At 58.8% G+C, this 21,460-nt stretch carries 18 protein-coding genes; 13 read left to right on the top strand and 5 right to left on the bottom strand.

The window, feature by feature from the left end; translation table 11 throughout:
• Positions 1 to 5: 5 nt before the first annotated feature.
• From cimA to QML71_RS01525, 5 genes are all read right to left on the bottom strand, one after another.
• Positions 6 to 1,607 (bottom strand): citramalate synthase, encoded by a 1,602-nt coding sequence (gene cimA, locus QML71_RS01545; protein WP_282010138.1) that lies wholly within the window; start codon positions 1,605 to 1,607, stop codon positions 6 to 8.
• 8 nt (positions 1,608 to 1,615) lie between these two features.
• The gene (locus tag QML71_RS01540; protein ID WP_282010137.1) at positions 1,616 to 2,899 is read right to left on the bottom strand and encodes an aspartate kinase; all 1,284 of its coding nucleotides are present in this window, start codon (positions 2,897 to 2,899) and stop codon (positions 1,616 to 1,618) included.
• On the bottom strand, positions 2,896 to 4,110 hold the full coding sequence (apgM, locus tag QML71_RS01535) for a 2,3-bisphosphoglycerate-independent phosphoglycerate mutase (RefSeq protein ID WP_282010136.1): 1,215 nt from the start codon (positions 4,108 to 4,110) through the stop codon (positions 2,896 to 2,898). Before apgM ends, QML71_RS01540 begins: the two co-directional genes overlap by 4 nt.
• A gap of 621 nt (positions 4,111 to 4,731) precedes the next feature.
• Positions 4,732 to 6,312 carry a glycoside hydrolase family 57 protein gene (locus QML71_RS01530; protein WP_282010135.1) on the bottom strand — a complete coding sequence of 527 codons (1,581 nt, stop codon included), beginning with the start codon at positions 6,310 to 6,312 and terminating at the stop codon, positions 4,732 to 4,734.
• A gap of 21 nt (positions 6,313 to 6,333) precedes the next feature.
• Positions 6,334 to 7,428 carry a DUF4912 domain-containing protein gene (locus tag QML71_RS01525; protein ID WP_282010134.1) on the bottom strand — a complete coding sequence of 365 codons (1,095 nt, stop codon included), beginning with the start codon at positions 7,426 to 7,428 and terminating at the stop codon, positions 6,334 to 6,336.
• Positions 7,429 to 7,706: 278 nt separating this feature from the next.
• On the opposite strand from QML71_RS01525, the gene QML71_RS01520 reads away from it, so the two are divergent.
• The 13 genes from QML71_RS01520 (at position 7,707) to rfaE1 (ending at position 21,413) form a co-directional block, all read left to right on the top strand.
• The gene (locus QML71_RS01520; protein ID WP_282010133.1) at positions 7,707 to 8,591 is read left to right on the top strand and encodes an MBL fold metallo-hydrolase; all 885 of its coding nucleotides are present in this window, start codon (positions 7,707 to 7,709) and stop codon (positions 8,589 to 8,591) included.
• 297 nt (positions 8,592 to 8,888) lie between these two features.
• Positions 8,889 to 9,434, top strand: a complete 546-nt coding sequence (locus QML71_RS01515; RefSeq protein ID WP_282010132.1) for a hypothetical protein — start codon at positions 8,889 to 8,891, stop codon at positions 9,432 to 9,434.
• A gap of 35 nt (positions 9,435 to 9,469) precedes the next feature.
• The gene (locus QML71_RS01510) at positions 9,470 to 10,840 is read left to right on the top strand and encodes a YjgN family protein (RefSeq protein ID WP_282010131.1); all 1,371 of its coding nucleotides are present in this window, start codon (positions 9,470 to 9,472) and stop codon (positions 10,838 to 10,840) included.
• 29 nt (positions 10,841 to 10,869) lie between these two features.
• Entirely contained in the window at positions 10,870 to 12,051 is a 1,182-nt protein-coding gene (locus tag QML71_RS01505; RefSeq protein ID WP_282010130.1) for a M48 family metallopeptidase, read from the top strand.
• 2 nt (positions 12,052 to 12,053) lie between these two features.
• A complete protein-coding gene (rfaD, locus tag QML71_RS01500) occupies positions 12,054 to 13,034 on the top strand; it encodes an ADP-glyceromanno-heptose 6-epimerase (RefSeq protein WP_282010129.1) in 981 nt (326 codons plus the stop codon).
• A 165-nt stretch (positions 13,035 to 13,199) separates the two neighbouring features.
• A complete protein-coding gene (locus QML71_RS01495) occupies positions 13,200 to 13,862 on the top strand; it encodes a pentapeptide repeat-containing protein (RefSeq protein WP_282010128.1) in 663 nt (220 codons plus the stop codon).
• A gap of 101 nt (positions 13,863 to 13,963) precedes the next feature.
• On the top strand, positions 13,964 to 16,096 hold the full coding sequence (locus QML71_RS01490; RefSeq protein WP_282010127.1) for an MASE1 domain-containing protein: 2,133 nt from the start codon (positions 13,964 to 13,966) through the stop codon (positions 16,094 to 16,096).
• Between the two features lie 116 nt (positions 16,097 to 16,212).
• Positions 16,213 to 16,734, top strand: a complete 522-nt coding sequence (def, locus tag QML71_RS01485; protein ID WP_282010126.1) for a peptide deformylase — start codon at positions 16,213 to 16,215, stop codon at positions 16,732 to 16,734.
• A complete protein-coding gene (gene fmt, locus QML71_RS01480; RefSeq protein WP_282010125.1) occupies positions 16,731 to 17,687 on the top strand; it encodes a methionyl-tRNA formyltransferase in 957 nt (318 codons plus the stop codon). The genes def and fmt overlap by 4 nt, the downstream gene beginning before the upstream one ends.
• A 12-nt stretch (positions 17,688 to 17,699) precedes the next feature.
• Positions 17,700 to 18,644 (top strand): UDP-glucuronic acid decarboxylase family protein, encoded by a 945-nt coding sequence (locus QML71_RS01475; RefSeq protein WP_282010124.1) that lies wholly within the window; start codon positions 17,700 to 17,702, stop codon positions 18,642 to 18,644.
• A 10-nt stretch (positions 18,645 to 18,654) separates the two neighbouring features.
• On the top strand, positions 18,655 to 19,359 hold the full coding sequence (gene radC, locus QML71_RS01470; protein ID WP_282010123.1) for a RadC family protein: 705 nt from the start codon (positions 18,655 to 18,657) through the stop codon (positions 19,357 to 19,359).
• Between the two features lie 24 nt (positions 19,360 to 19,383).
• Entirely contained in the window at positions 19,384 to 19,944 is a 561-nt protein-coding gene (locus tag QML71_RS01465; RefSeq protein ID WP_282010122.1) for a D-sedoheptulose-7-phosphate isomerase, read from the top strand.
• Between the two features lie 2 nt (positions 19,945 to 19,946).
• Positions 19,947 to 21,413: a D-glycero-beta-D-manno-heptose-7-phosphate kinase gene (gene rfaE1, locus QML71_RS01460; RefSeq protein WP_282010121.1), complete on the top strand. Its 1,467-nt coding sequence runs from the start codon at positions 19,947 to 19,949 to the stop codon at positions 21,411 to 21,413.
• Positions 21,414 to 21,460 lie beyond the last annotated feature (47 nt).

The raw sequence follows: 21,460 nt of genomic DNA, 5'->3' as shown, positions 1-21,460 counted from the left end.
ACCCGTTACGGAGCGGGAGTTCCCGGAGTGACCTTCTCATGCCGGGACGCGATGCCCAGCTTGTAGAGGATGGCGTCGATCAACGCCTGCCAGCTGGCTTCGATGATGTCTTCGGAAACGCCGACGGTGCCCCACTTTGAATTGTGGTCGCCGGATTCGAGCAACACACGGATCTTCGCGCTGGTGCCCTTGCGTTCGTCGAGGATGCGCACCTTGTAATCGTACAGGCTCATCTCTTCCAGTTCCGGGTAGAACCGGGTCAGCGCCTTGCGCAACGCCTTGTCGAGCGCGTTGACAGGGCCGTCGCCCTCCGCCGCGGTGACTTCCTGCACGCCGTTGACCTTGACCTTGACCGTGGCTTCGGCAATGGGGGCTTCGTCTTCCCGGCGTTTTTCGACGATCACACGGAAGCCGACGAATTCGAAATGCTCTTCACGCTGGCCGAGGCCCTCGCGCATCATCAACTCGAACGAACCCTCCGCGCCTTCGTACTGGAAACCCAGCCGTTCGGCGCGCTTGAGCTGTTCCAGCAGCTCCTGCACCTTGGGGTCTTTGGAATCGATGTCCAGGCCAAACTCCTGCGCCTTGAACACGATGTTGCTCTTGCCGGAGAGATCCGACACCAGGATTCGCGTCTGGTTGCCCACCTTTTCAGGATCGATGTGCTCGTAGGTTTCGCGGTTTTTGCGGATGGCGGAAACGTGCACGCCACCCTTGTGCGCGAACGCACTCTTGCCGACGAACGGCTGATGGTTCCAATGCGAACGGTTGGCCAACTCATCCACGAACGACGACAGGGCCTTCAACTTCTTCATGTGTTCGTCGCTGAGGCAGTCCAGACCCATCTTCAGTTTCAGATTGGGCACCACCGAGACGAGGTTGCAGTTGCCGCAGCGTTCGCCATAACCATTGACCGTACCCTGAACTTGAAGCGCGCCCGCCTTCACCGCGGCCAGCGCATTGGCCACGCCCAGTTCGGAATCGTTGTGCGTGTGCACGCCGAGTTTCGTTTTGATCTCTCCCGCCACCGTTTCAAAAATCGAATGCACTTCCCACGGCATGGAACCGCCGTTGGTGTCGCACAACACAATCCAGTCCGCACCAGCGCGTTCCGCTTCCTTGATGACCTTGAACGCGTACTCGGGATTTTTCTTGTAGCCGTCGAAAAAATGTTCCGCATCGAACAGCACCTCGCTCGTGCGTTGTTTCAGGAACCGGATGCTTTCCGCCACCATACGCAGGTTTTCATCGAGGTCCGTTTCCAACGCCTGCTTGACGTGCATGTCCCAACTTTTACCGAAGATGGTGACCACCTCCGTGCCCGCGCGCAAAAGATGGTTGAGATTCGGGTCCTGATCCGCTTTCTTGCGCGGTGAACGCGTGCTGCCAAACGCAACGATCTTCGCCTGCTTGAAGGTGGAATGCTTCACCTTGTCGAAGAAGTCCACGTCCTTCGGATTGGACCCCGGCCAGCCGCCTTCGATGTAGTGGAAACCGTTTTCGTCCAGCTTGTGGGCGATGCGGATTTTATCTTCCACCGTGAAGGTGATGTCCTCGGCCTGAGAACCATCGCGCAATGTGGTGTCGTAGATTTTGATCGTTGTCATGGTTTTGCTCAAACCGTGTCGCCGGGATCGACGGAGGACGCCGGTTCCGGTTCGACCACGCGTTCGGGTTCGTGTTCCAGGTTGAAGGCGTCGTGCAGGGAACGCACCGCCAACTCCGTGTATTTCTTTTCAATGACGCAGGAGACACGGATCTCCGACGTGCTGATCATGATGACGTTGATGCCTTCATCCGACAACGTCTGAAAAATACGCGCCGCAACCCCGAAATGGCTGCGCATGCCCGCACCCACCACTGAAATTTTCGAGATCTGCGAGTCCGACTCCACGCTCCGCGCCTGGATCGCCTTGGCCACCGAGTCCACGATCGGCTCGGCTTCCTTCAGGTGCGCGGTCGGCAGCGTGAAGGAAATGTCCGTGTGGCCTTCGGCGCTGACGTTCTGGATGATCATGTCCACGGACAGCGATTCCGCCGCCAGCGCACTGAACAGTTTCGCCGCCACGCCCGGCCGGTCCGGCACGCCCTTGACGGTGATCTTCGATTGATCCTTGTCGTACATGACCCCGGAGACGACGGGCTCTTCCATATCGGGACACTCCTTGCAGATATACGTTCCCTCGTCTTCCTCGTCAAAAGAGGATCTCACGACCAGGGGAATGTTGAAATTTTTGGCAAACTCGACACAGCGCAGTTGCAGCACCTTCGCGCCCAGGCTGGCCATCTCCAGCATTTCATCAAAGGATACCACATGCAGCTTGCGGGCGTTGGGCACCACCCGCGGATCGGCGGTGTAAACCCCTTTGACGTCGGTATAAATCTCGCACCGGTCGGCCTTCACCGCCACCGCCAGCGCCACGGCGGAGGTGTCCGATCCCCCCCGGCCCAGCGTGGTGACATCGCCCAGTTCATTGATGCCCTGGAACCCGGCACACACCACCACGTGGTTGCGGCCGAGCACTTCCTGCGCGCGGTGCGCCTCGATCTGTTTGATGCGGGCGCGGGTGTGCGAATTGTCGGTCAGCAGGCCCATCTGCCGTCCCGTCAACGCCACCGCCGGACAGCCGATGGCGTGCAGCGCAATCGACAACAGCGCGCTCGATACCCGCTCGCCGGACGAAAGCAGCAGGTCGATCTCCCGCCGTTCGGGTCGCTCCGACAACTCGTTCGCCATGCCCAGCAACTTATCGGTTTCTCCGGCCATGGCCGAGACCACCACCAGCACGTTCTGCCCGGCTTCCCACGCCATTTTGACCCGGCGCGCCACGCGGCGGATGTTGTCCAGCGACCCCACCGAGGTGCCGCCGTATTTCTGTACCACCAGAGTTCGGTTCACAACGCTCCTTTCAGCAACGCTTCGATGAGCGCCGGACCGTCTTTAAAATGTTCCGCTCCGTTCTGCACCAGGTCCTCGTCAAATTTTGCGGTGGCGTCCTTGCCCTTCGCCGGCGGATACACGGCGAGCGGCACCGGTCCGCTATCGTAACGCATGCGATCGACACTGCTCATGTGGTTTTCCGTGACCAGCAGGGTGACGTCCTTGCGCGTTTCCAGAAAGTGCAGGATCGGTTCCAGCACCTGTTCATCCATGTCCTCAATGGCGGCGATCTTGTCGTCGATGTTGCCTTGCAGAGACACGATCTCCGCGCCGGTCATATGCAGGTAAACCACGTCGTGCGTTTCAAGCGCCGTGATGGCCGCATCGACCTTTCCTTTATAATTGGTATCGGCAAAACCCGTCGCGCCCTCAACTTGCAAAACCGTCATGCCCGCCTGGCGGGCGATGCCCTGCATCAAAAGCGACGCCGTCACCACCGCGCCTTTTTTCTCGAAGCGGCTGAAAAATTCTGGCAGCGGTTGCCGGTTGCGTCCGTTGGCATTGCCCCAGAACCAGACGCTGTTGACCGCGTCACCGCCATCCGCCATGCGCTTGCGGTTGAGCCCATGGTTATGCAGGATGATCTGCGCCTGGTTCATGATGTTGACCAAATCGCGGTACGGAGCGTCCTGCGGAATGTGCTGACGAATGCCCTCGCCGATCAATTCATTCGGCGGCATGAGGCGGGAGGGAAACGGCGCGCTCTCCATCACCATCAAATTGTGATACCCCTTGCCGGAATGGAAGGTCACCACGCCTTCGGCCATCACCTTGTCCTGCAAAGCCTCGATCAACATGCCCGCGTCGTGGTCCGACAGTTGCCCGGCGGTGAAATCTTTCACGATCATGTCGTTGTGGCTGGTTTGCAGGATGATGAAATCGCAGCACAAGGGCACTTCGTTGCTTTTCACCTCCACGCCCAGCGCATGCGCCACGTACTCGGCGGCGCCGGCACCATGCTTCTCTGGGTCGTAACCCAAAAGCGACAGACACGACACCTCGCCGCCCGCGGGCAGGCCTTCCGGCACCGTGCGCACGGACCCGGTACGCCCTTCGGCCGCAATGCGATCCAGGTTCGGGGTGTCCGCCAGCGTCAGCGGCGTCTTGTTGTCACGCTCGGCAATGGGATGGTCGCTCAAGCCATTGGCGAGAACTATCAAATATTTCATAAACTTAGATACAATCCGGGGTTTGAGATAAGAAAATTATAGCTTGGAATCAGGATGAAATCCACGCCCAAAGGCTTTAAAATCATACAATTCTAAAAGATTTTTCCGGATTGCATCCGGATGCAGCTGGGTACTGCCCGGTGGGCGCTGCGATGGCCGGTGGGCCCGGACCCCAAAAACAGGAACCACAGATGGACACCGATGCACACAGATAAAACATAGATTCTTCGTCGCGGACGCTCCTCAGAATGACACACTGGAATCTGAATCGTCATTCTGGCGGAGTGAAGAATCTATATATTCCTGATTTTCTCAATACGTCATTGCAATCCTTCGCTGACGCTCAGGATGACAGATAAGGAAAAAGCCCCCCAGCCCCCTTCGGAGAAGGGGGAGCCGAGGCTTTGCCTCGTTGAGGGAGATTGAATTTTGAATTGGGCCTGTGGACGCCGTTCGCTGGGAGAGCGCCTAATAAAAGCATCTTAAAAACAAACCATAGATTCCTCGCTGGCGCTCGGAATGACAAATCAGCCTTTAGCGTGTCATCCTGAACGCAGTGAAGGATCTATGTTTTATCTGTGTGCATCGGTGGTTTTGTTTATTTAAACGCAACGCGGCGGATCACAAATACGCGCGGTAGTCGATGAAGGGGAAGGCGCTGTCGCGCAGTTCGAGGTCTTGCAGCCAGACTTCGTCGATGTGACGGCTGTGGATGTCTTCGTACAGTTTGGTGAAGCGCCACAGGTGATCCTTGGTGCGCTTGACGGCGTACTCGACCATGGTGCCGGCGAACATGATGAACGCCCAGTCGCTGGCCTGCGCCAGCAGCAACTCCCGCGCCGCCTGGTTGAGCGCGCGCTCCACGACGCCGTTGGCATTCGGATGTTTTTCCGCCAGTTCCACCATGCGCTCGGCGGCCTTGTGCAGGTGACGGTACACCCAGTCGTTCTCGCCGCTCATCCAGTGCTCGTGATAGCCTTTGTATCCCCAACTCGACATGCACGGCTGCACCACCTGATTCTTCGGAAACCGTCCCAGATGCGCGCCCGGCGTGGTGAGTTCGACGATCTCCGTGTCGTGCGCAATCTTGCGGATGAGGTGGTTGAGGAAGTCCGGACCTTCGAACCACCAGTGGCCGAACAGTTCGGCGTCGTACGGCGCGACCACAATCGGCGGCTTGCTCATGAGTCCGTTCAAATGCTCGACCTGCCGCTCGCGGTTGAACATGAAGTTGCCCGCGTGCTCCGCCGTTTTATCCAGTGCGCGGTAAGGATGATACGGCTGCTTGCGGTCGGTGTCGCCGGTGATGCGGTGGTACTTGAGGCCGGTCATCTTGCGGTCGCCGGTGGAGGCGATGTAGGGCTTGATGTAGTCGTAATCGAGATCGAAACCGATGTCGCGGTAAAAGTCGCGGTAATCGAAATCGCCGGGATACCCTTCCTTCGAACTCCACACCTGTTTCGACGATTCCACATCGCGGGCGAAGGCGGCGACGCCGTTGGGACAGAACACCGGCGCATAGACGCCGTACTTCGGTTTCGGCTCGGCATAGAGAATGCCGTGCGTGTCCACAAAGAAATAGCCGATGCCTTCCGATTTCAAAATCTCCTCGACGCCCGGCACGTAGGCGCATTCGGGCAGCCAGATGCCCGGCGGCTTGCGTCCCAGATAGACTTCGTGCGTGCGTACGGCGGTGCGGATCTGCGCCCGCATGGCGTTCACATTCCCGTTCATCAGCGGCAGGTAGCCGTGCGTGGCGCCGCAGGTGATGAGCTCCAGATGACCGCGATCCTGAAACTCGACGAACGCGTTGACCAGGTTTTCGAGGTACTGGTTGCAGAACAGATCGCGCGAGGCTTCCAGCCGTTCCTTGTACATCATGGCGACGTTGTAAAAATCCGGTTCGTGGCGGGTGCGGTCGATTTCCTTGTTCGCCAGCTCCAGCGTGCGATCGAGGTAGCGCACGTAACGCCCTTGCAGAAGCGGGTCGCTGAGCATGGAGATCAAGGTCGGCGTCAACGACATGGTGAGTTGAAACGGCACCTTGTCGTGCGCCAGCCCACGGAACATGCGGATGAGCGGGATGTAGGTTTCGGTGATGGCCTGGTACAGCCAGTCCTCTTCCAGAAACTCGTCGTACTCCGGGTGGCGGACGAACGGCAGGTGGGCGTGCAAAACGAGCGCGAGGTATCCTTTGGCCATGGGCGATCCTTTGGCTGAAATTTATTTTTTGGAAGAAGACGGCGGACGGTACTCGCTGGCGCCCCCCGGCCCGGCGGACGGCTGTTGCGGCTGCCCTTCCGACGAACGCGTCTCGGCCAAGGGACCGGCACCTTCCGGATACGACGACTCCACCCCCGCGTAGTGGTGGTGGAGTTCTTCATCGCTCAGCATCCATTGCTCGTCCATGTTGCTCGACGGACGGTCCCTGGGCAACGTCACGGAATTCGACCGCACCACGGTGGCGTAATGCCCCTGTCCGTCGCGCACGCCGATCTCCGCTGTGAACGTGGCGCCGGGCGGGGCGAGGTGCACGTAGTGACTGCGTCCCGACTGGCTGATCTCCGTATCGAAAAAGTGATCGCGGCCTGCGCCCGAATACATGCGCAGCACCCAGTGAACCTCCTGGATCGAACGGTCGAGCGCCTTCAATGCATCTTCAATGTATTGTGGCTGCAACTCCCAGTAGCAGTGCACCCAGTAGGGGTCGCGCACCATCATCACCAGCCGGTGGTCGCCGTAGCCCGCGGGCAGGTCCATGCGCACTTCCCGTTCCGACTCGTCATGGATGGGCGCCGGACCGAGGATGTATTTCGACGCCAGTTCCGCGTCCACTTTAGTGGGCGGCGGCACGCGCGTTTTGGCGGTGGACCGGCGGTAAGTTTCCGTCCGTGCAACGCGGGCCTTGCGCGCGGCTTTCTTTTTGGCCTCGAGAGCCTTTTTCGCTGCCGTTTTCTTTGGAGCTTTTTGGCCGGGCGTTCCGGTTTGAGCGCGTGCGGATTGCGGTTGGGTCTTGGCCTGCGGAGTTGCTTTCGTTTTTTTGGAGGCTGCGGCCGGCCGCGCGCCCGCCTTGGGTTTTCCGGCAGCGGTGGATTTTCCAACGGAGCGCGGAGACGCGCCGGATGTTTTCACTGTCGCTTTTTTGACCGCCTTCGCCTGTTTGGCAGCAGCCTTCTCTTTATCGCGTTTGCGCAACGCGCGCCCCACCTTGGAGACCAGTTCTTCCTTGCGCAGGTTGGACGTAACGGGAATTTTTTTCCGCTTCGCCAGATCCTGCAACTGCTGGCGTGTCATGCTGGAAAGCTCAGAGGGCTTCATAAGGACCTCAAAATCTCAAGGCAACAGATATCGGCGATCCAAATATTTGGAACCGAATTTGCATTCATTTTTAATGATTTTAGTGCGGGCCACTGGCATTTCACACAAAAAAGCAGGGCCAACGTCCTGAAAGACGCTGATTTTCCCTCGCCTGGAACAACAGGAAGAGGGTAAGATTTTGATTTTAATTTTGTTCCCATGATATTACAATAGAAATGGCTTGTCAGAATTATTAGCGGTTCTCACCCCCCAATTTTCAAAAAAAACGGTTCGAATCTATGTATAAGATTACCGAAACCTTTGGCAAAGAGAATCCCGTTCCCTTGACGACGGATGGGCCATTGCGGGTTGTATTCGTCGGCGTGGGTTCGGCATTCGCAAAACGCAATCGGCAATCCAATATTCTGATCATTCAGGGCGATCATCATCTGCTGATGGACTGCGGCACTCAGGGCCCGCTGGCACTCAATGATGTCGGTTTGGACGTCAAAAAAGTGCGTTGTTACCTGCCCACCCACAGCCACGCCGACCACATTGGCGGGTTCGAAGAGATCATGCTGACCAACCGCTATTTCGGCAAACCGTCTCCTCCCGAACTGGTCATTCTGCGCGATTACCAGGAAATATTGTGGACCAAGAGCCTGTCCGGGGGAGCCGAGTATTGCGAGGCCGATCAGGGACGCCCACTGCAACTCAACGATTTTTTTGAAATCCTGCGGCCCAAAGCCTTTCAGGTGCTCGGCCGCAAATGCTGGGTGTACCAGCACGGGCCGATCGAAGTGATCCTGATGCGCACCCGGCATTTCCCCGACTCCGCCGACAGCGTCGATGAATCCCAGTGGTGTTGCGGCCTGTACATCAACCGCCGCGTGTGGATCTCCGGCGACACCATGTTCGACAAGGAATACCCGGAGCGGTTTTCGCAGGAAGCCGAGATCATGTTCCACGACTGCCAGTTGTTCAAGGGCGGTGTTCACGCTGCCTACGAAGAGCTCATGACCCTCAGTCCGGAAATCCGCGCCAAGACATACCTGTACCACTTCGGCGACAACTGGGATCAGCCGGAAACGTGGGTCCGCGAATCGGACAAGTTCACCGGCATTCCGGAAGACGACGGGTTTCTGGGCTGGACCCAGCCCCGCGTCGCCTATGATTTTTACTGACGTCCCAGCACGTCCCCTCTCTCTATTCTCCCGCAAGACCTGCTTCACCGGTAACGAGGCACCATGGCTGGATCATTGTTTGATGGCGTCGCTCCTGGCAGGCGCCGCCGGTGATCCGCCGCGAACGGACCCTGCCTGAACGGCACATCTGATCCCGCAGGTTCCAAACCTGTAAATTCCCAAAATATCGGGGTTCGCCACGCGGCTCCTTATTTTTACTTGGCTTTTCCCGCTGAATCGTTGATACTAATAAGATCAAACAATCCAACCATTTAACTTAATCGAGGAGCGAGGAAGATGAGCCATTATCTTTTACTGAACGGTTGGGTGGGCATCGATCAGGAAGAAGCCACCGATAAAATGGCCCGTGTGTTTCGCATGAGTGCGGAAGAAGCAGGACCCATTGTGGACCTCCTGGCCAACGGCAACCCTTGGCAATTTGATTACCAGGTGTCCGACCAGCAGTCCGAAGTCGCGAAAAACTTCCTCGGCGATCTCGGTTTCGAGGTCGAGACCATTCCCGCCATCGTCAAAGGGGGCAGTCGTGAACCCATCCCCGATGCGGCGTCTCCCGAAAAAGCAAAAGGCGGGATGTTCAAGGGCCTGATGGCCAAGCTCGGCGGTTTGTTCTCGCGCAAGAAAAAACCGGAGCCGGAAATGATGGAAACGGTCGCAGACATGGACGACGACATGCCCTCGCACATGGATGCGGAGATGAATGCCGACATGCACGACGACATGCAATCCCGAATGGACGCCGAATTGGAAGCAGAAATCGATTCCATACAGGATTCGGATTTCGACGCGTCGGACTACGACTCTGAAGGCAACCCGAAACAGTAAGCCTGAAACAGCTCATCCAGAGGGGAATGGGAACCATGAATCAATACATCAGCCTGAATTCCTGGGCGGGGCCCGATACCGATCATGCGGCATTTCGTTTGGCGACCATCTTCGCCCTGAGCCAGAAAGAAGCGGAGCAGATCGTCAAGCAGGTCAGCAAGGGCATTCCCTGGCGGTTTGCCGACCCCCTCGATTCCCTCAACGCCGGCAATGTGGACCGGTATCTCTCGACCCAGGGGTTCGCTGTGGAGTTGATCCCGACGGACGCCCAAACGGCCACCCAGACCGCTGATTATGAAGATCCGGAGTACGCAACCGCCGGCATGGGCGACAATGGACAGGCGATGCATGACGACGCTCTCGATGCCGGGGACTACGGCGACAGCCCGGCGGACACGCTACTGGACGAGGAGTTCGACGACGTGCCTCCGGCGGACACGCTGGACGAGGCACCGGTTCCGACCGGCCCGCAAAAGGTGTACCGGGTGGAATTCCGCGGCGTCGGCGGCGAGCTGTTCCGCATCATATTCGTCAACACCCTCCTCACCATCCTGACCCTGGGCATCTACTCCTTCTGGGCCAAGACCAAAGTGCGCCGCTACACGCTGGAGCACACGTCGTTCAACAAGGATTATTTTTCGTATCACGGCACCGGCGGTGAACTGTTTCGCGGCGCCGCGTTCTTTTCCATCATCCTGATTGTGCTGGGCGCGGCGGGCACCGCCCTGCAGATGTATCTCGGCCCCGGCTCGCGCGAGGTCGTCGAACCCGCTCTCGGTCTGATGTTCCTGCTGCTGATCCCGGCCCTCATGGTGGGCGCCTACCGCTACCGGTTGACGCGCACCTCGCTGCGCAACATCCGTTTCTCATTCCGTGGCAAACGCGGCCAGGCCATGCTCAATTATTTCGTCGGCTACATGATGACTCTGTTCACGGTGGGCCTGTACTATCCGTTCTTTCTGGCCAAGATCAAAAACTTCTGGGTCGGCAATTCACACTTCGGCAACCAAACGTTTCATTACACCGGGCAGGGCAAGGATATTTTCAGCAAGTTCCTGCTGTTCGTCCTGTTGTTCGTGCCCACAGCGGGCCTCAACATCCCCTGGTGGCAGGCGTACATGTCCCGCTACAACTGGGGCCACACGCATTTCGGCAGCGGATCCTTCAAGTTCACCGCCACCGGCTGGGAGATGTTCAAGCTCCAATTCGGAAACCTGCTGATCCTGCTCTTCACGCTGGGCATCGGCTACGCCTGGGTGTTGTGCCGACAGCAGCAGTTCCTGGCGACGCACCTTTCCTTTGAAGGTGCGATCGACATGAACCGGGTGATCCAGGACATGCAGAAAAGCGGCGTCATCAGCGAAGGCGGCCTCGACGCGCTGGACATCCCGCTCGATTTCGGCTGAGATTTCCCTTCCCCGCAAAGGAACGCCGTATGGGAACCAAACCGCCGGTATTCCGTGCCTGGTATTTCGACGGCCGGACCGCTAACAAGCACCCCGCGCAGGTCCAACCCACCGCCGAGCACCTGGTCCTGCGTTTCAAAAGCGGCCACCAGATTCTGTGGCCCTATGCGGACATCCGGTTGACGCCTGCCGGCAAGGGCAAGACCTCCACCCATCTGGAACGCATCACCCGCGACACCCCCCAACCCATCACCGAACAGTTGTTGATCGAAGACGCCGCCTTTCTGGAACGGGTGGAGCAGGTGGCGCCGGAGAAACTCGGCAGTTTCTGGTCCCGGCCCAAACACGCCCGCAGCCGCCGCCTGCTGTTGTGGCTGGCCGCCCTCTGCATTCCGTTCCTCTTGTATGGAGTCTGGACCGTCGCCATTCCGGCCCTGTCCGACCAGGTGGCCGAGAACGTGCCGCCGGAATGGGAGGCGAAGCTGGGCCAGACGGTGTTCGACAGCATGTTCCAGAACACGCCGCAGGCTCCTGCCGGGCAACAGAAAAAACTGATGGATGCCATCACCGAACGCCTGCTGGCCACCGTTCCCGGCCAGCCTTACCACTTCCGCGTTTACATCCATCCGTCGATGCAGGTCAATGCGCTGGCCCTGCCCGGCGGCATCGTCGTCGTGTTTCAGGGATTGCTCAACCAGTCCGCCTCGCCGGAAGAACTGGCCGGAGTGCTGGCCCACGAGTTCCAACACGTGTTGCGCCGCCACTCAACTCGCGGTATCATCCGCCAGCTGGCTTCCGGCACGCTGCTGTCCCTGATGGTCGGCGACGCCAACAGCGTCATGAACACGGTTTTGAATACCGCGGGACAACTCGACAGCCTGCGCTTCAGCCGCAACATGGAAACGGAAGCGGACCGCTCCGGCATGGAGATGATGGTCGCCGCCCGCATCGATCCCAAAGGCATGGTGCGCATCTTTGAAAAGCTGCAAAAGCAAGAGCGGGAGATGTTGCAGGCGATTCAGGACAAGACGGGCGAGACCGCGGAATGGATGAAGTACCTGTCCACCCACCCCGCCGCCCAGGACCGTGTTAAGATGCTGGAAACCCTGTCGCAGAGCGCCGGGTCCGCACCGCTCCCGGTATTGCCGGAAGCGGACTGGAGCGTGATGCACAAACGATTACAAACCACCACCCAACCCAAAGCCAAATAAACATGATCATCGTTACAGGAGGAGCCGGGTTCATCGGCAGCGCCCTGGTGCACGAACTCAACCAGCGCGGGCTCGACGACGTGTTGATCGTCGATATCGACGACCACCCGGAAAAAAAGAAAAACCTGGAGAGCCTGACCTATTCGCAGTTCATGGACCGCGACGCGTTCATCGCCGCCGTGCGCGAAAACCGGTTGCCCGGCAACGTGGACGCGATCTTTCACATGGGCGCCTGCTCGTCCACCACGGAAACCGATGAAGCCTTTCTGCGCGCCAACAACCTGGAATACACACGCACGCTGGCGCACTTCGCCCTCGACCAGGGCGCGCGCTACATCTACGCCTCCAGCGCCGCCACCTACGGCAACGGCGAGCAGGGTTATACCGACGACGAAGCCGCACTCGACACCCTCCAGCCACTCAACCCCTACGGCCACAGCAAACACCGTTTCGATGTCTGGGCGCGCGATGAAGGCCTGCTGCAACAGATCGTCGGGCTGAAATATTTCAACGTCTTCGGTCCCAACGAGTACCACAAGGAAGACATGCGCAGCATGGTATTGAAAGGTCATTTGCAGGTAAAAGAGACCGGGCGCATCCGCCTGTTCAAATCCTACCGCCCCGAATACGCCGACGGCGGACAGGAACGCGACTTTGTGTACATCAAGGACGCCGTCGCCATGACGCTGTTCTTTTACGATCACCCGGAGGTCAACGGCCTGTTCAACATCGGTTCGGGCACGGCGCGCAACTGGAACGACCTGGCCCGCGCCATCTTCGACGCCATGGGTGAGAAACCGTTCATCGAATATATCGACATGCCGCCCTCCATCCGCGACCAGTATCAATACCACACCTGCGCCGACATGCGGAAAATCCGTGAAGCGGGTTACAACCGCAGCCTGTCATCGCTGGAAGAGGGTGTACGCGATTACATCCGCCAGCACCTCATCCCCGGCCACCGCCTGGGCACCGGCGCCTGATCCCTCCGCAAAAACAAACCTCTCCTGCCACGCGATTTCCCGGTTTTCCCGGCGAGGCTGCGTTTTCGGTTTTTTCCCAATCCATTTCGGTCTATGATTGGGGGTTTTTGATACACAAATTCAATCATTCTCCAATGCACCACATATAAATAAAAAGGCCGAAACATGAAACATCTCTCAGAAGACGAACTGCTTGAGTTGTGGGAGCAGCACCGGGAGGGCACCGACGAGCCCGCCGTGGCAAAAAAAGGTGAAATCCTGAATGCCATGTGGAAAAAACGCCTCAGCATTCCCACCCTGGCCAACCTGCACCTGTCCAAAGTGGACCTGTGCGGCATGGATCTCACCTACGCGGACCTGTGCGGCGCCAACCTGCACAAGGCCATTCTGATTGGAGCCATCTTTGTGTCCGCGGACATGATCGCCGCCGATTTCAGCGAGGCCAACATCGGCGGCTCCAACTTTTTCGATGCCGAGATCAATGAATCCAACTTCACCAAAGCCAACCTGGCCAAGGTGGATTTCACCGAAGCGCGCGCGGTGGGGGCGGTCTTTGCCGGGGCCGACATGGGCCACGGCTCCATCCTGATGGACTCGGACTTTTCCAAATCCGACCTCAGCGACACCAGCCTGCAAGGGGCCAAACTGATGCACACCAACCTCACCGGCGCCAACCTGAAAGGGGCGGACCTGCGGGGAGCGGAGGATCTGACGGAAACGCAGGTGCGCTCGGCCATCATCGACCGCAACACCAAGCTGCCCATGTACATCAAGGTCAACTGGATTTCCGATACCGAGTACGAGTGCCGCGTGGAATATTTGGAATGAGGCCCGCCCGCCGCGGCCGCTGTTCCAGAAAACAGTGGTTTCGCCGCGAGCGCCGTCTTATACTTTAAAGAATTCCACAACTTATAGGTCGATAGGGGATGATGGCTTTCCGCACAGACCGGATCAAACACAACATCGGCCCGAACCTGCTGACAGCGCTTTTCTATTTCCTGTGCGGGTTCGGCATGGTTCGTCTGGCGAATGTGTACGGCTATTCCATCCCCTTGTTTGCGCCCGCCGGGTTCGCCCTGGGCATTTACCTCTGTTGTGGCGCGCGGATTTTGCCGGGCATCTGGCTGGGCTCGCTGAGCTTCACGTTGTTCCTGTGGAACACCATGTTGCCCGCACCGCAGTTCACCCTGTCCGGGTTCCTGCCCGCCGCCACGCTCATCGCTCTCGGCGCGGTGATTCAGACCGCCACCGGCGCCCTCCTCCTCAAATACTGGGTCGGGGCCATCAATCCACTCACCCGTATCAAGGACGCCGTGATTTTCATCTTCGGCGTCGGCGCACTGAACTCCACCATCCATTCCACCATCGCCCAAACCAGCCTGATGGTCAGCGGGTTCATAGCCCCGGAACAGTTCGGGCCTTCCTGGGTCACCTGGTGGTTGGGCGATACCATGGGCATCCTGACCGTCACGCCGCTGTTCATGGTGTTCCTCGCTTCCGGACCGGTGCAGCTGAACCGCAACCAGGCGCTGGAAGCCACCGCGCTGGCGTTCTTCTTTTATTTCACCACCCAGGTTGCGTTCGGCGACTGGCTGGTTTACTGGCATTACCCTCTGGTGTACCTGTTGTTTCCGGTGCTGGTGTGGTCGGCTTTCCGGTTCCGGCAAACGGGTGCCGTCATCGCCATCCTGCTGGTGTCGCTCGTCTCCATCTGGGGCACCGCACAGGGACGCGGCCCCATGGCCCTGCAAACGGTGGAAGGCTCGCTGCGCCTGTTGCAGTTTTACCTGCTGGTGCTGACGATCATGACCCTCATCCTCACCGCCTCCATCAGCGAGACCGACGCCGCCGACAAACGCACGTCCTCCTTTGGACGCATTCTGGAAAACTCGTCGAATGAAATTTTCATGTTCGACGCCAAGACCCTGAAGTTTCTGCAGGTCAACCTCGGAGCGCGGCAAAATCTCGGCTATTCCATGCAGGAACTGGAAAAACTGACGCCCCTCGCCCTGAAACCCCATTTCACCCGCGAAAAATTCATCCGCATGCTGGAACCGCTGGAGGCAGAAATCCAGCAGATCGTGTTCGAAACCCATCACCGCCGTAAAAACGGATCGACGTATCCCGTCGAGATGCGCATTCAGTATTCGGAGATGGCGTCCCGGCCGGTGTACTTTGCCATCGTGCAGGACATCACCGAAAAGAAAAAAGCCGAGGATGAATTGTTCAAATACCGGCACAACCTGGAAGAGCTGGTGGAACAGCGCACCGCCGATCTGGAAAGCGTGCACCGCCAGTTGCTCCACGCCGAAAAACTGTCGGCGACGGGCAAGATGGCCGCCTCCATGGCGCACGAGTTCAACAATCCCATTTACGGCATCCGCAGCGTGCTGGAAAAAGTACTGCGCCGCGGCAACCTGCTGGATAAGGACCGCGACTTCGTTTCCCTGGCCATCAAGGAATGCGACCGCATCTCCAACCTCATCAAAAAACTGCTGAACTTCCACAGCCCCTCTTCCGACCAGAAGGAAGTGTTCAACTTCCATGAAGCCATCGAGGACATGGCGTTCCTCACCAAAAAGAAGCTGAAAGAAAAAAACATCGATCTCGTCCGCAATTATTCCGCCGACGTGAAAAACATCGAAGCGGTCCCCGACCAGGTGCGGCAGGTGATCCTCAACATTCTGCAAAACGCGGAGGAAGCGATCACCGACCGGACCGGCACGATCCAAATCCGGACCTCGCTGGAAGGAAGCACCATCCGCCTTGAAATTTCCGACACCGGACAGGGCATCCCCGCCGACATCATGAAAAACATCTTCGACCCCTTTTTCACCACCAAGCCCTCCGTCAAAGGCACCGGGTTGGGATTGTCCGTCAGCTACGGCATCGTGAAGATGCACGGCGGCGACATTCAGGTCCGCAGCAAACCCGGCTCCGGGTCCACGTTTGCCATTCTGCTGCCGGTCAAGGCGAAAAACCTCTCCACCGATGTGCTGCAAGATCCCGCCCTGCTGTCGTTCAGCCACAAAGTTTCCGATTCCTCCACGCCGCAAACCTGACCCACGGGAATTGGCCATTCACGAAAAGTGCATTATAATGACAACGCGTTGCGTCGAACTCTGTTGCAACGCTTTTCAATCGCAAGGCACCCACAAGAAGGCTGGAACGGCTCACCATGTCACTTTTAACCATACGCAATTGCCTCGACCCGGTGCTTCGCAAGAAATGCGCGCCCATTGAGAATATCAATGACGATCTGGTCACCCTGTCCAACGACATGATCGAAACCATGTACGATTCCATCGGCGTGGGGCTTGCCGCCAACCAGGTCGGCATCCCGCAGCGGCTGATCGTTGTCGATTTCGGTTTCGACGCGGGAAAAAAAGAGGACCACGATCCGATCATCATCCTCAATCCGGTCATCACCGCTGCGGAAGAAGAACAGGACGGGCAGGAAGGCTGCCTCAGCATTCCGGACATCGTCGCCGATGTGCCCCGCTTCAAACGCATCGAGGTGAAGGGAATCGATCTGGACGGCAACGACGTCCGGTACGAAGTGGAGGATTACCTGGCGCGCGCCTTCCAGCACGAGCTGGATCACCTGGAAGGCAAACTGTTCTGGGACATGCTGGGCCGCACCCGGCGCGACATGCTGAAACGCAAATTCAAAAAGCTGTTGAAAGAGCAGGAAGGATGAATCTCCTCTTTCTCGGCACACCCGACTTTGCAGTCCCGACCCTGAAAGCCCTGCACGCCTCGCATCACACGGTGCAGGCGGTGGTCACCCAGCCCGACCGGCCGAAAGGTCGCGGCCGCGCCGCCCAGCCGCCACCCGTCAAGGAGTTCGCCATGGCGCACGGTCTCGACGTGCTGCAACCGGACAAGGCCAGCGCGCCGGATTTCGTGGAAACGCTGAAGCCATTCCAACCGGATCTCATCGTGGTCATCGCTTACGGCCAACTTCTCAAACCGAATTTTCTGGAGTTGCCGAAACATTTCTGTATGAACATCCACGCCTCGATCCTGCCGAAGTACCGCGGCGCTGCGCCCATCAACTGGGCTCTCATCAACGGCGAAACCGAAAGCGGCGTCACCACCATGAAGATCGATCCCGGTCTCGACAGCGGCGATGTGCTATTGATCCGCAAAGTTCGCATCGGCCCCGACGACACCGCGCAGGATCTGCACGATGCGCTGGCCGCAGCCGGCGCCGAGTTGGCGCTCGAAACCATCGCGCAACTGGATGCGGGAACCCTGTCCAGCACACCACAAAATCACGACGCGGCCACCTTCGCCCGCAAACTGAAAAAAGAAGACGGGTTCCTGTACTGGAACCAACCGACGCAGCGTCTGCACGACCTGGTGCGCGGTCTCAACCCGTGGCCCGGCGCGTACACATTTTTAAACGGACAGCGCCTGAAATTATTCAGAACGGAAACCGCTCCCGGCACCCAAACGGATGAACCCGGCGCGGTGGTGCGTGTCACCCCCTACGGCATCGAAGTGGGCACCGGCGACGACCGGCTGATCCTCACTGGGCTGCAACCCGAAGGCAAAAAGAAAATGAGCGCGCAGGAATTTCTCGCAGGGCACAGCGTTCAGATCGGCGACCGGTTTGAATCCGCCCCGCATCCCATCAACTCCAAATAAAGGTTCCCACTCATGCCCAGAACTTTGGTGACCGGAGGCGCGGGGTTCGTCGGATCGCACTTTTGCGACCTGTTGCTGGAAAAGGGTCACGAGGTGGTCTGCCTCGACAACTTCATCACCGGATCACGCGCCAACATCGCACACATCACCGACTCCCGTTTCGAGTTCATCGAGCACGACGTGTCGCAACTCATCGTGATCGACGGCCCGCTCGATTACGTGGTGCACATGGCTTCGCCCGCCAGTCCGCCCGATTATTACGCGCACCCGATCGCCACGCTCAAGGCCGGGTCTTACGGCACCCACCACACACTGGAGCTGGCGAAAAACAAAAGCGCGGTGTTCCTCATCACCTCGACGTCGGAAGTGTACGGCGACCCGCACGAGCACCCGCAGCCCGAAACCTACTGGGGCAACGTCAACCCCATCGGTCCGCGCAGCGTGTACGACGAAGCCAAACGCTACGCCGAAGCGCTGACCATGGCCTACCACCGCACGCACCGCGTGGACACCCGCATCGCGCGCATCTTCAACACCTACGGACCGCGCATGCGCTTGAACGACGGCCGCGCCATCCCCAACTTCATGCACCAGGCGCTCAACGGCCTCGACCTCACCGTGTACGGCGACGGCAGCCAGACGCGCAGCTTCTGCTACGTCAGCGACCTCGTGGACGGCATTCACCGGCTGCTGACCTCCCGCGTCACCGAGCCGGTCAACATCGGCAATCCCGAGGAAATGACCCTGATTGAGATGGCTGAGAAAATTTTGCAAGTCTCCGGGAGCCAGAGTAAAATCGTCTTCAAACCATTGCCGGAGGACGACCCCAGGCTGCGGCGGCCCGATATCGCAAGGGCTCGCCACCATCTGAAGTGGGAACCCCGGGTTGATCTGGAAACGGGGCTCCGGGCCACTCTGGATTTTTTCAAGCAACACATGGAATCCCCGAAGACATGATGGCGCCCCTATGGCAGACAACTCCACGTCCTCGTCCTCAATCAAAGATTGGCCCGAGGATGAACGTCCCCGGGAACGGCTCGTCCGTTACGGCGAAGACAAATTGTCCGATGCGCAGCTGCTCGGCATTTTGATCGGCACGGGGGATCATCGGTCACAGAAAAACGCGGTGGACATCAGCCGTGACCTGCTGCAGGCATTCGGGAATTTCCAGTGCATCGACCGCGCTTCGGTCACCGAGCTGTGTTCCGTTTCCGGCATCGGCGTGGCCAAGGCCGCACAGATCAAGGCCGCCATGGAAATCGGCAAACGCATGGCCGCACACAGCGTCGGCCAGCGGCAGAAAATGAATTCCTGCCAGTCGTTTGTGGACCTCTACGCGCCCTTCCTGAAAAATCTCAGAAAGGAAACCGTCAAAGTCGTCCTGCTCAACCAGAAGCTGAACATCATCCGCGACCTCACCATCTCGGAAGGCAGCGTCGATGCCAGCATCGTGCACCCGCGGGAGGTGATGATCCCGGCCATCAAGGAATCCGCCGCCCGGATCGTGCTCATTCACAACCATCCCAGCGGCGACCCGACACCCAGCCAGGCGGACATCGAGATCACGCATCGCGTGTCGAAGGCCGGCGAGATCATCGGCATCCAGTTGATCGACCACATCATCATCGGCGGCTCGGAGTATTACAGTTTTTCAGAAGAAGGTTTTTTGTAAGCCTCGGAATATATAAGGAAACACATGGACTCGATCAAGGCAGCATTGAACGCCAGCGCGGATTTAAAGCGGCAGGTCGCCGACACGCTGGCCGAGGACATTCACAACGCCATCGAGCAGGTGCGCCGCAGTTTTGAAAGCGGCGGCAAGCTGTTGCTCATGGGCAACGGCGGCAGCGCCGCCGACGCGCAGCACCTGGCGGCGGAGTTCATCGGCCGCTACAAACTGGAACGCAATCCCGTTCCCGCCATCGCACTGACGGTGGACGCCTCCATCCTCACCTGCATCGGCAACGATTACAGTTTCGATGACGTGTTCGCCCGCCAGGTGAAAGGGCTGGCGCGCAAGGAAGACACGGTGCTCGCCATCAGCACCAGCGGCAACTCCGGCAACGTGATCCGCGCCGTGGAAGAAGCCAAAAAAATCGGCGCGGCCACCATCGGGTTCCTCGGCAAAGGCGGCGGCAAACTGAAAGACATGGTGGACATCCCCATCGTCGTGCCCTCTGCCGACACGGCGCGCATCCAGGAAGTGCACATCACCATCGGCCACATCCTGTGTGAGACCCTCGACCGGGAGTTTTAAATATGAAAACCAAATTTCAGCATTTGTTCGACGAACAAAAACGCCTGAAGATCCTCGTCGTCGGCGACCTCATTCTGGATGAATACATCTGGGGATCGGTGAGCCGCATTTCGCCGGAAGCGCCGGTGCCCATCCTCGAAAGCAAATCGGAAAACCTGGCGCTGGGCGGCGCCGCCAACGTCGCCAACAACCTCGTTGCGCTGGGCTGCGACGTGTACCTGGTCGGCGGCATCGGCAAGGACGAAAAAGGCGACAAGCTGCTGGGCCTGATCCAGAACCGCTCCATCCACACCGACGGCGTTTTCCGCTTCGTGCATCGGCCGACCACGTCCAAGATCCGCGTCATCGCGCACAACCAGCAGGTGCTGCGCATCGACAAGGAAGACAACCGGCCGATCATGGATGAGACCGAAAAGAAAATCATCGCCTACATCAACGACACGCTGCCGCAGATGGATGGCGTGATCTGTTCCGATTACAACAAGGGCATCCTGACGGACAAGGTGACGCACACCCTCATGCACCGCGCCAAGAACGCGAAGAAGTATGTCGTGGTCGATCCCAAGGGCACCGACTTCCACAAGTACAAGGGCTGCTCCGTGATCACGCCCAACCAGTTGGAAGTGGAACGCGTCGCGCCGATCAAGATCGCCTGCCAGGAAGACCTCGACCGCGCCGCCGAATACCTGCTGTCGCTGGCCAAGGCGGAGGCCATACTGGTCACGCGCGGCCAGGAAGGCATGATCCTGTATCCCAAGAAAGACAAGTCGGTGGCCATCCCCACCGTCGCGCGCGAAGTGTTCGACGTCACCGGCGCCGGCGACACCGTCATCAGCGTGTTCGGCATGTCGCTGTTCAGCGGTTTCACATTTGAAGAAGCGGCGCGGCTGTCCAACATGGCGGCGGGCATCGTCGTCGGCAAGATCGGCACCGCCGTCGTCACCCTGAACGAGCTCAACCAGTTTTTGCAGGAAGACTTGCTGCGCACCTCGCCGACCATCCTCGAAGTCGAGGAAGCCAAGAAGATCGTCAGCCTGGCCAAAAGCATCGGCAAGAAAGTGGTGTTCACCAACGGCTGTTACGACCTGATCCACGGCGGGCACATCGAGTTCATCCAGCAATCGCGGCGCATGGGCGACATCCTCATCCTCGGCCTCAACAGCGATGAGTCGGTGCGTTCGATCAAAGGCCCCAGCCGCCCGATCAAAACCCAGCAGGAACGCGCCAACATCCTGTCCGCCTTGCAGGACGTCGATTACATCGTCATCTTCAACGAGGAGACACCGGAGAACCTGATCCGCGAACTGCGACCCGACATCCTCGTCAAGGGCGATGACTACAAGATCGAGCAGGTGGTGGGCCGCGAGATCGTCGAAGGCTACGGCGGCAAGGTGGCGCTGGTACCCATCGTCAAAGGCCTGTCCACCACCAACACCCTCGACCAGATCCTGCAACACCACAAACTCTGACTGCGCGGCACGCGCTCGCAATGAAAAAGGGTCCGGCTGTTTAGCCG

Origin of the sequence: Nitrospina watsonii (genome assembly GCF_946900835.1) — a bacterium.
Classification (GTDB): Bacteria; Nitrospinota; Nitrospinia; order Nitrospinales; family Nitrospinaceae; genus Nitrospina; species Nitrospina watsonii.
This window is presented reverse-complemented; position numbering and strand designations above follow the sequence as displayed.

What these genes read in the sequence shown, in the direction of transcription:
- cimA (WP_282010138.1), bottom strand. Translation starts at nt 1,607, where the DNA reads ATGACAACGATCAAAATCTACGACACCACATTGCGCGATGGTTCTCAG.
- apgM (WP_282010136.1), bottom strand. Translation starts at nt 4,110, where the DNA reads ATGAAATATTTGATAGTTCTCGCCAATGGCTTGAGCGACCATCCCATT.
- QML71_RS01530 (WP_282010135.1), bottom strand. Translation starts at nt 6,312, where the DNA reads ATGGCCAAAGGATACCTCGCGCTCGTTTTGCACGCCCACCTGCCGTTC.
- QML71_RS01525 (WP_282010134.1), bottom strand. Translation starts at nt 7,428, where the DNA reads ATGAAGCCCTCTGAGCTTTCCAGCATGACACGCCAGCAGTTGCAGGAT.
- QML71_RS01520 (WP_282010133.1), top strand. Translation starts at nt 7,707, where the DNA reads ATGTATAAGATTACCGAAACCTTTGGCAAAGAGAATCCCGTTCCCTTG.
- QML71_RS01515 (WP_282010132.1), top strand. Translation starts at nt 8,889, where the DNA reads ATGAGCCATTATCTTTTACTGAACGGTTGGGTGGGCATCGATCAGGAA.
- QML71_RS01510 (WP_282010131.1), top strand. Translation starts at nt 9,470, where the DNA reads ATGAATCAATACATCAGCCTGAATTCCTGGGCGGGGCCCGATACCGAT.
- QML71_RS01505 (WP_282010130.1), top strand. Translation starts at nt 10,870, where the DNA reads ATGGGAACCAAACCGCCGGTATTCCGTGCCTGGTATTTCGACGGCCGG.
- rfaD (WP_282010129.1), top strand. Translation starts at nt 12,054, where the DNA reads ATGATCATCGTTACAGGAGGAGCCGGGTTCATCGGCAGCGCCCTGGTG.
- QML71_RS01495 (WP_282010128.1), top strand. Translation starts at nt 13,200, where the DNA reads ATGAAACATCTCTCAGAAGACGAACTGCTTGAGTTGTGGGAGCAGCAC.
- QML71_RS01490 (WP_282010127.1), top strand. Translation starts at nt 13,964, where the DNA reads ATGGCTTTCCGCACAGACCGGATCAAACACAACATCGGCCCGAACCTG.
- def (WP_282010126.1), top strand. Translation starts at nt 16,213, where the DNA reads ATGTCACTTTTAACCATACGCAATTGCCTCGACCCGGTGCTTCGCAAG.
- fmt (WP_282010125.1), top strand. Translation starts at nt 16,731, where the DNA reads ATGAATCTCCTCTTTCTCGGCACACCCGACTTTGCAGTCCCGACCCTG.
- QML71_RS01475 (WP_282010124.1), top strand. Translation starts at nt 17,700, where the DNA reads ATGCCCAGAACTTTGGTGACCGGAGGCGCGGGGTTCGTCGGATCGCAC.
- radC (WP_282010123.1), top strand. Translation starts at nt 18,655, where the DNA reads ATGGCAGACAACTCCACGTCCTCGTCCTCAATCAAAGATTGGCCCGAG.
- QML71_RS01465 (WP_282010122.1), top strand. Translation starts at nt 19,384, where the DNA reads ATGGACTCGATCAAGGCAGCATTGAACGCCAGCGCGGATTTAAAGCGG.
- rfaE1 (WP_282010121.1), top strand. Translation starts at nt 19,947, where the DNA reads ATGAAAACCAAATTTCAGCATTTGTTCGACGAACAAAAACGCCTGAAG.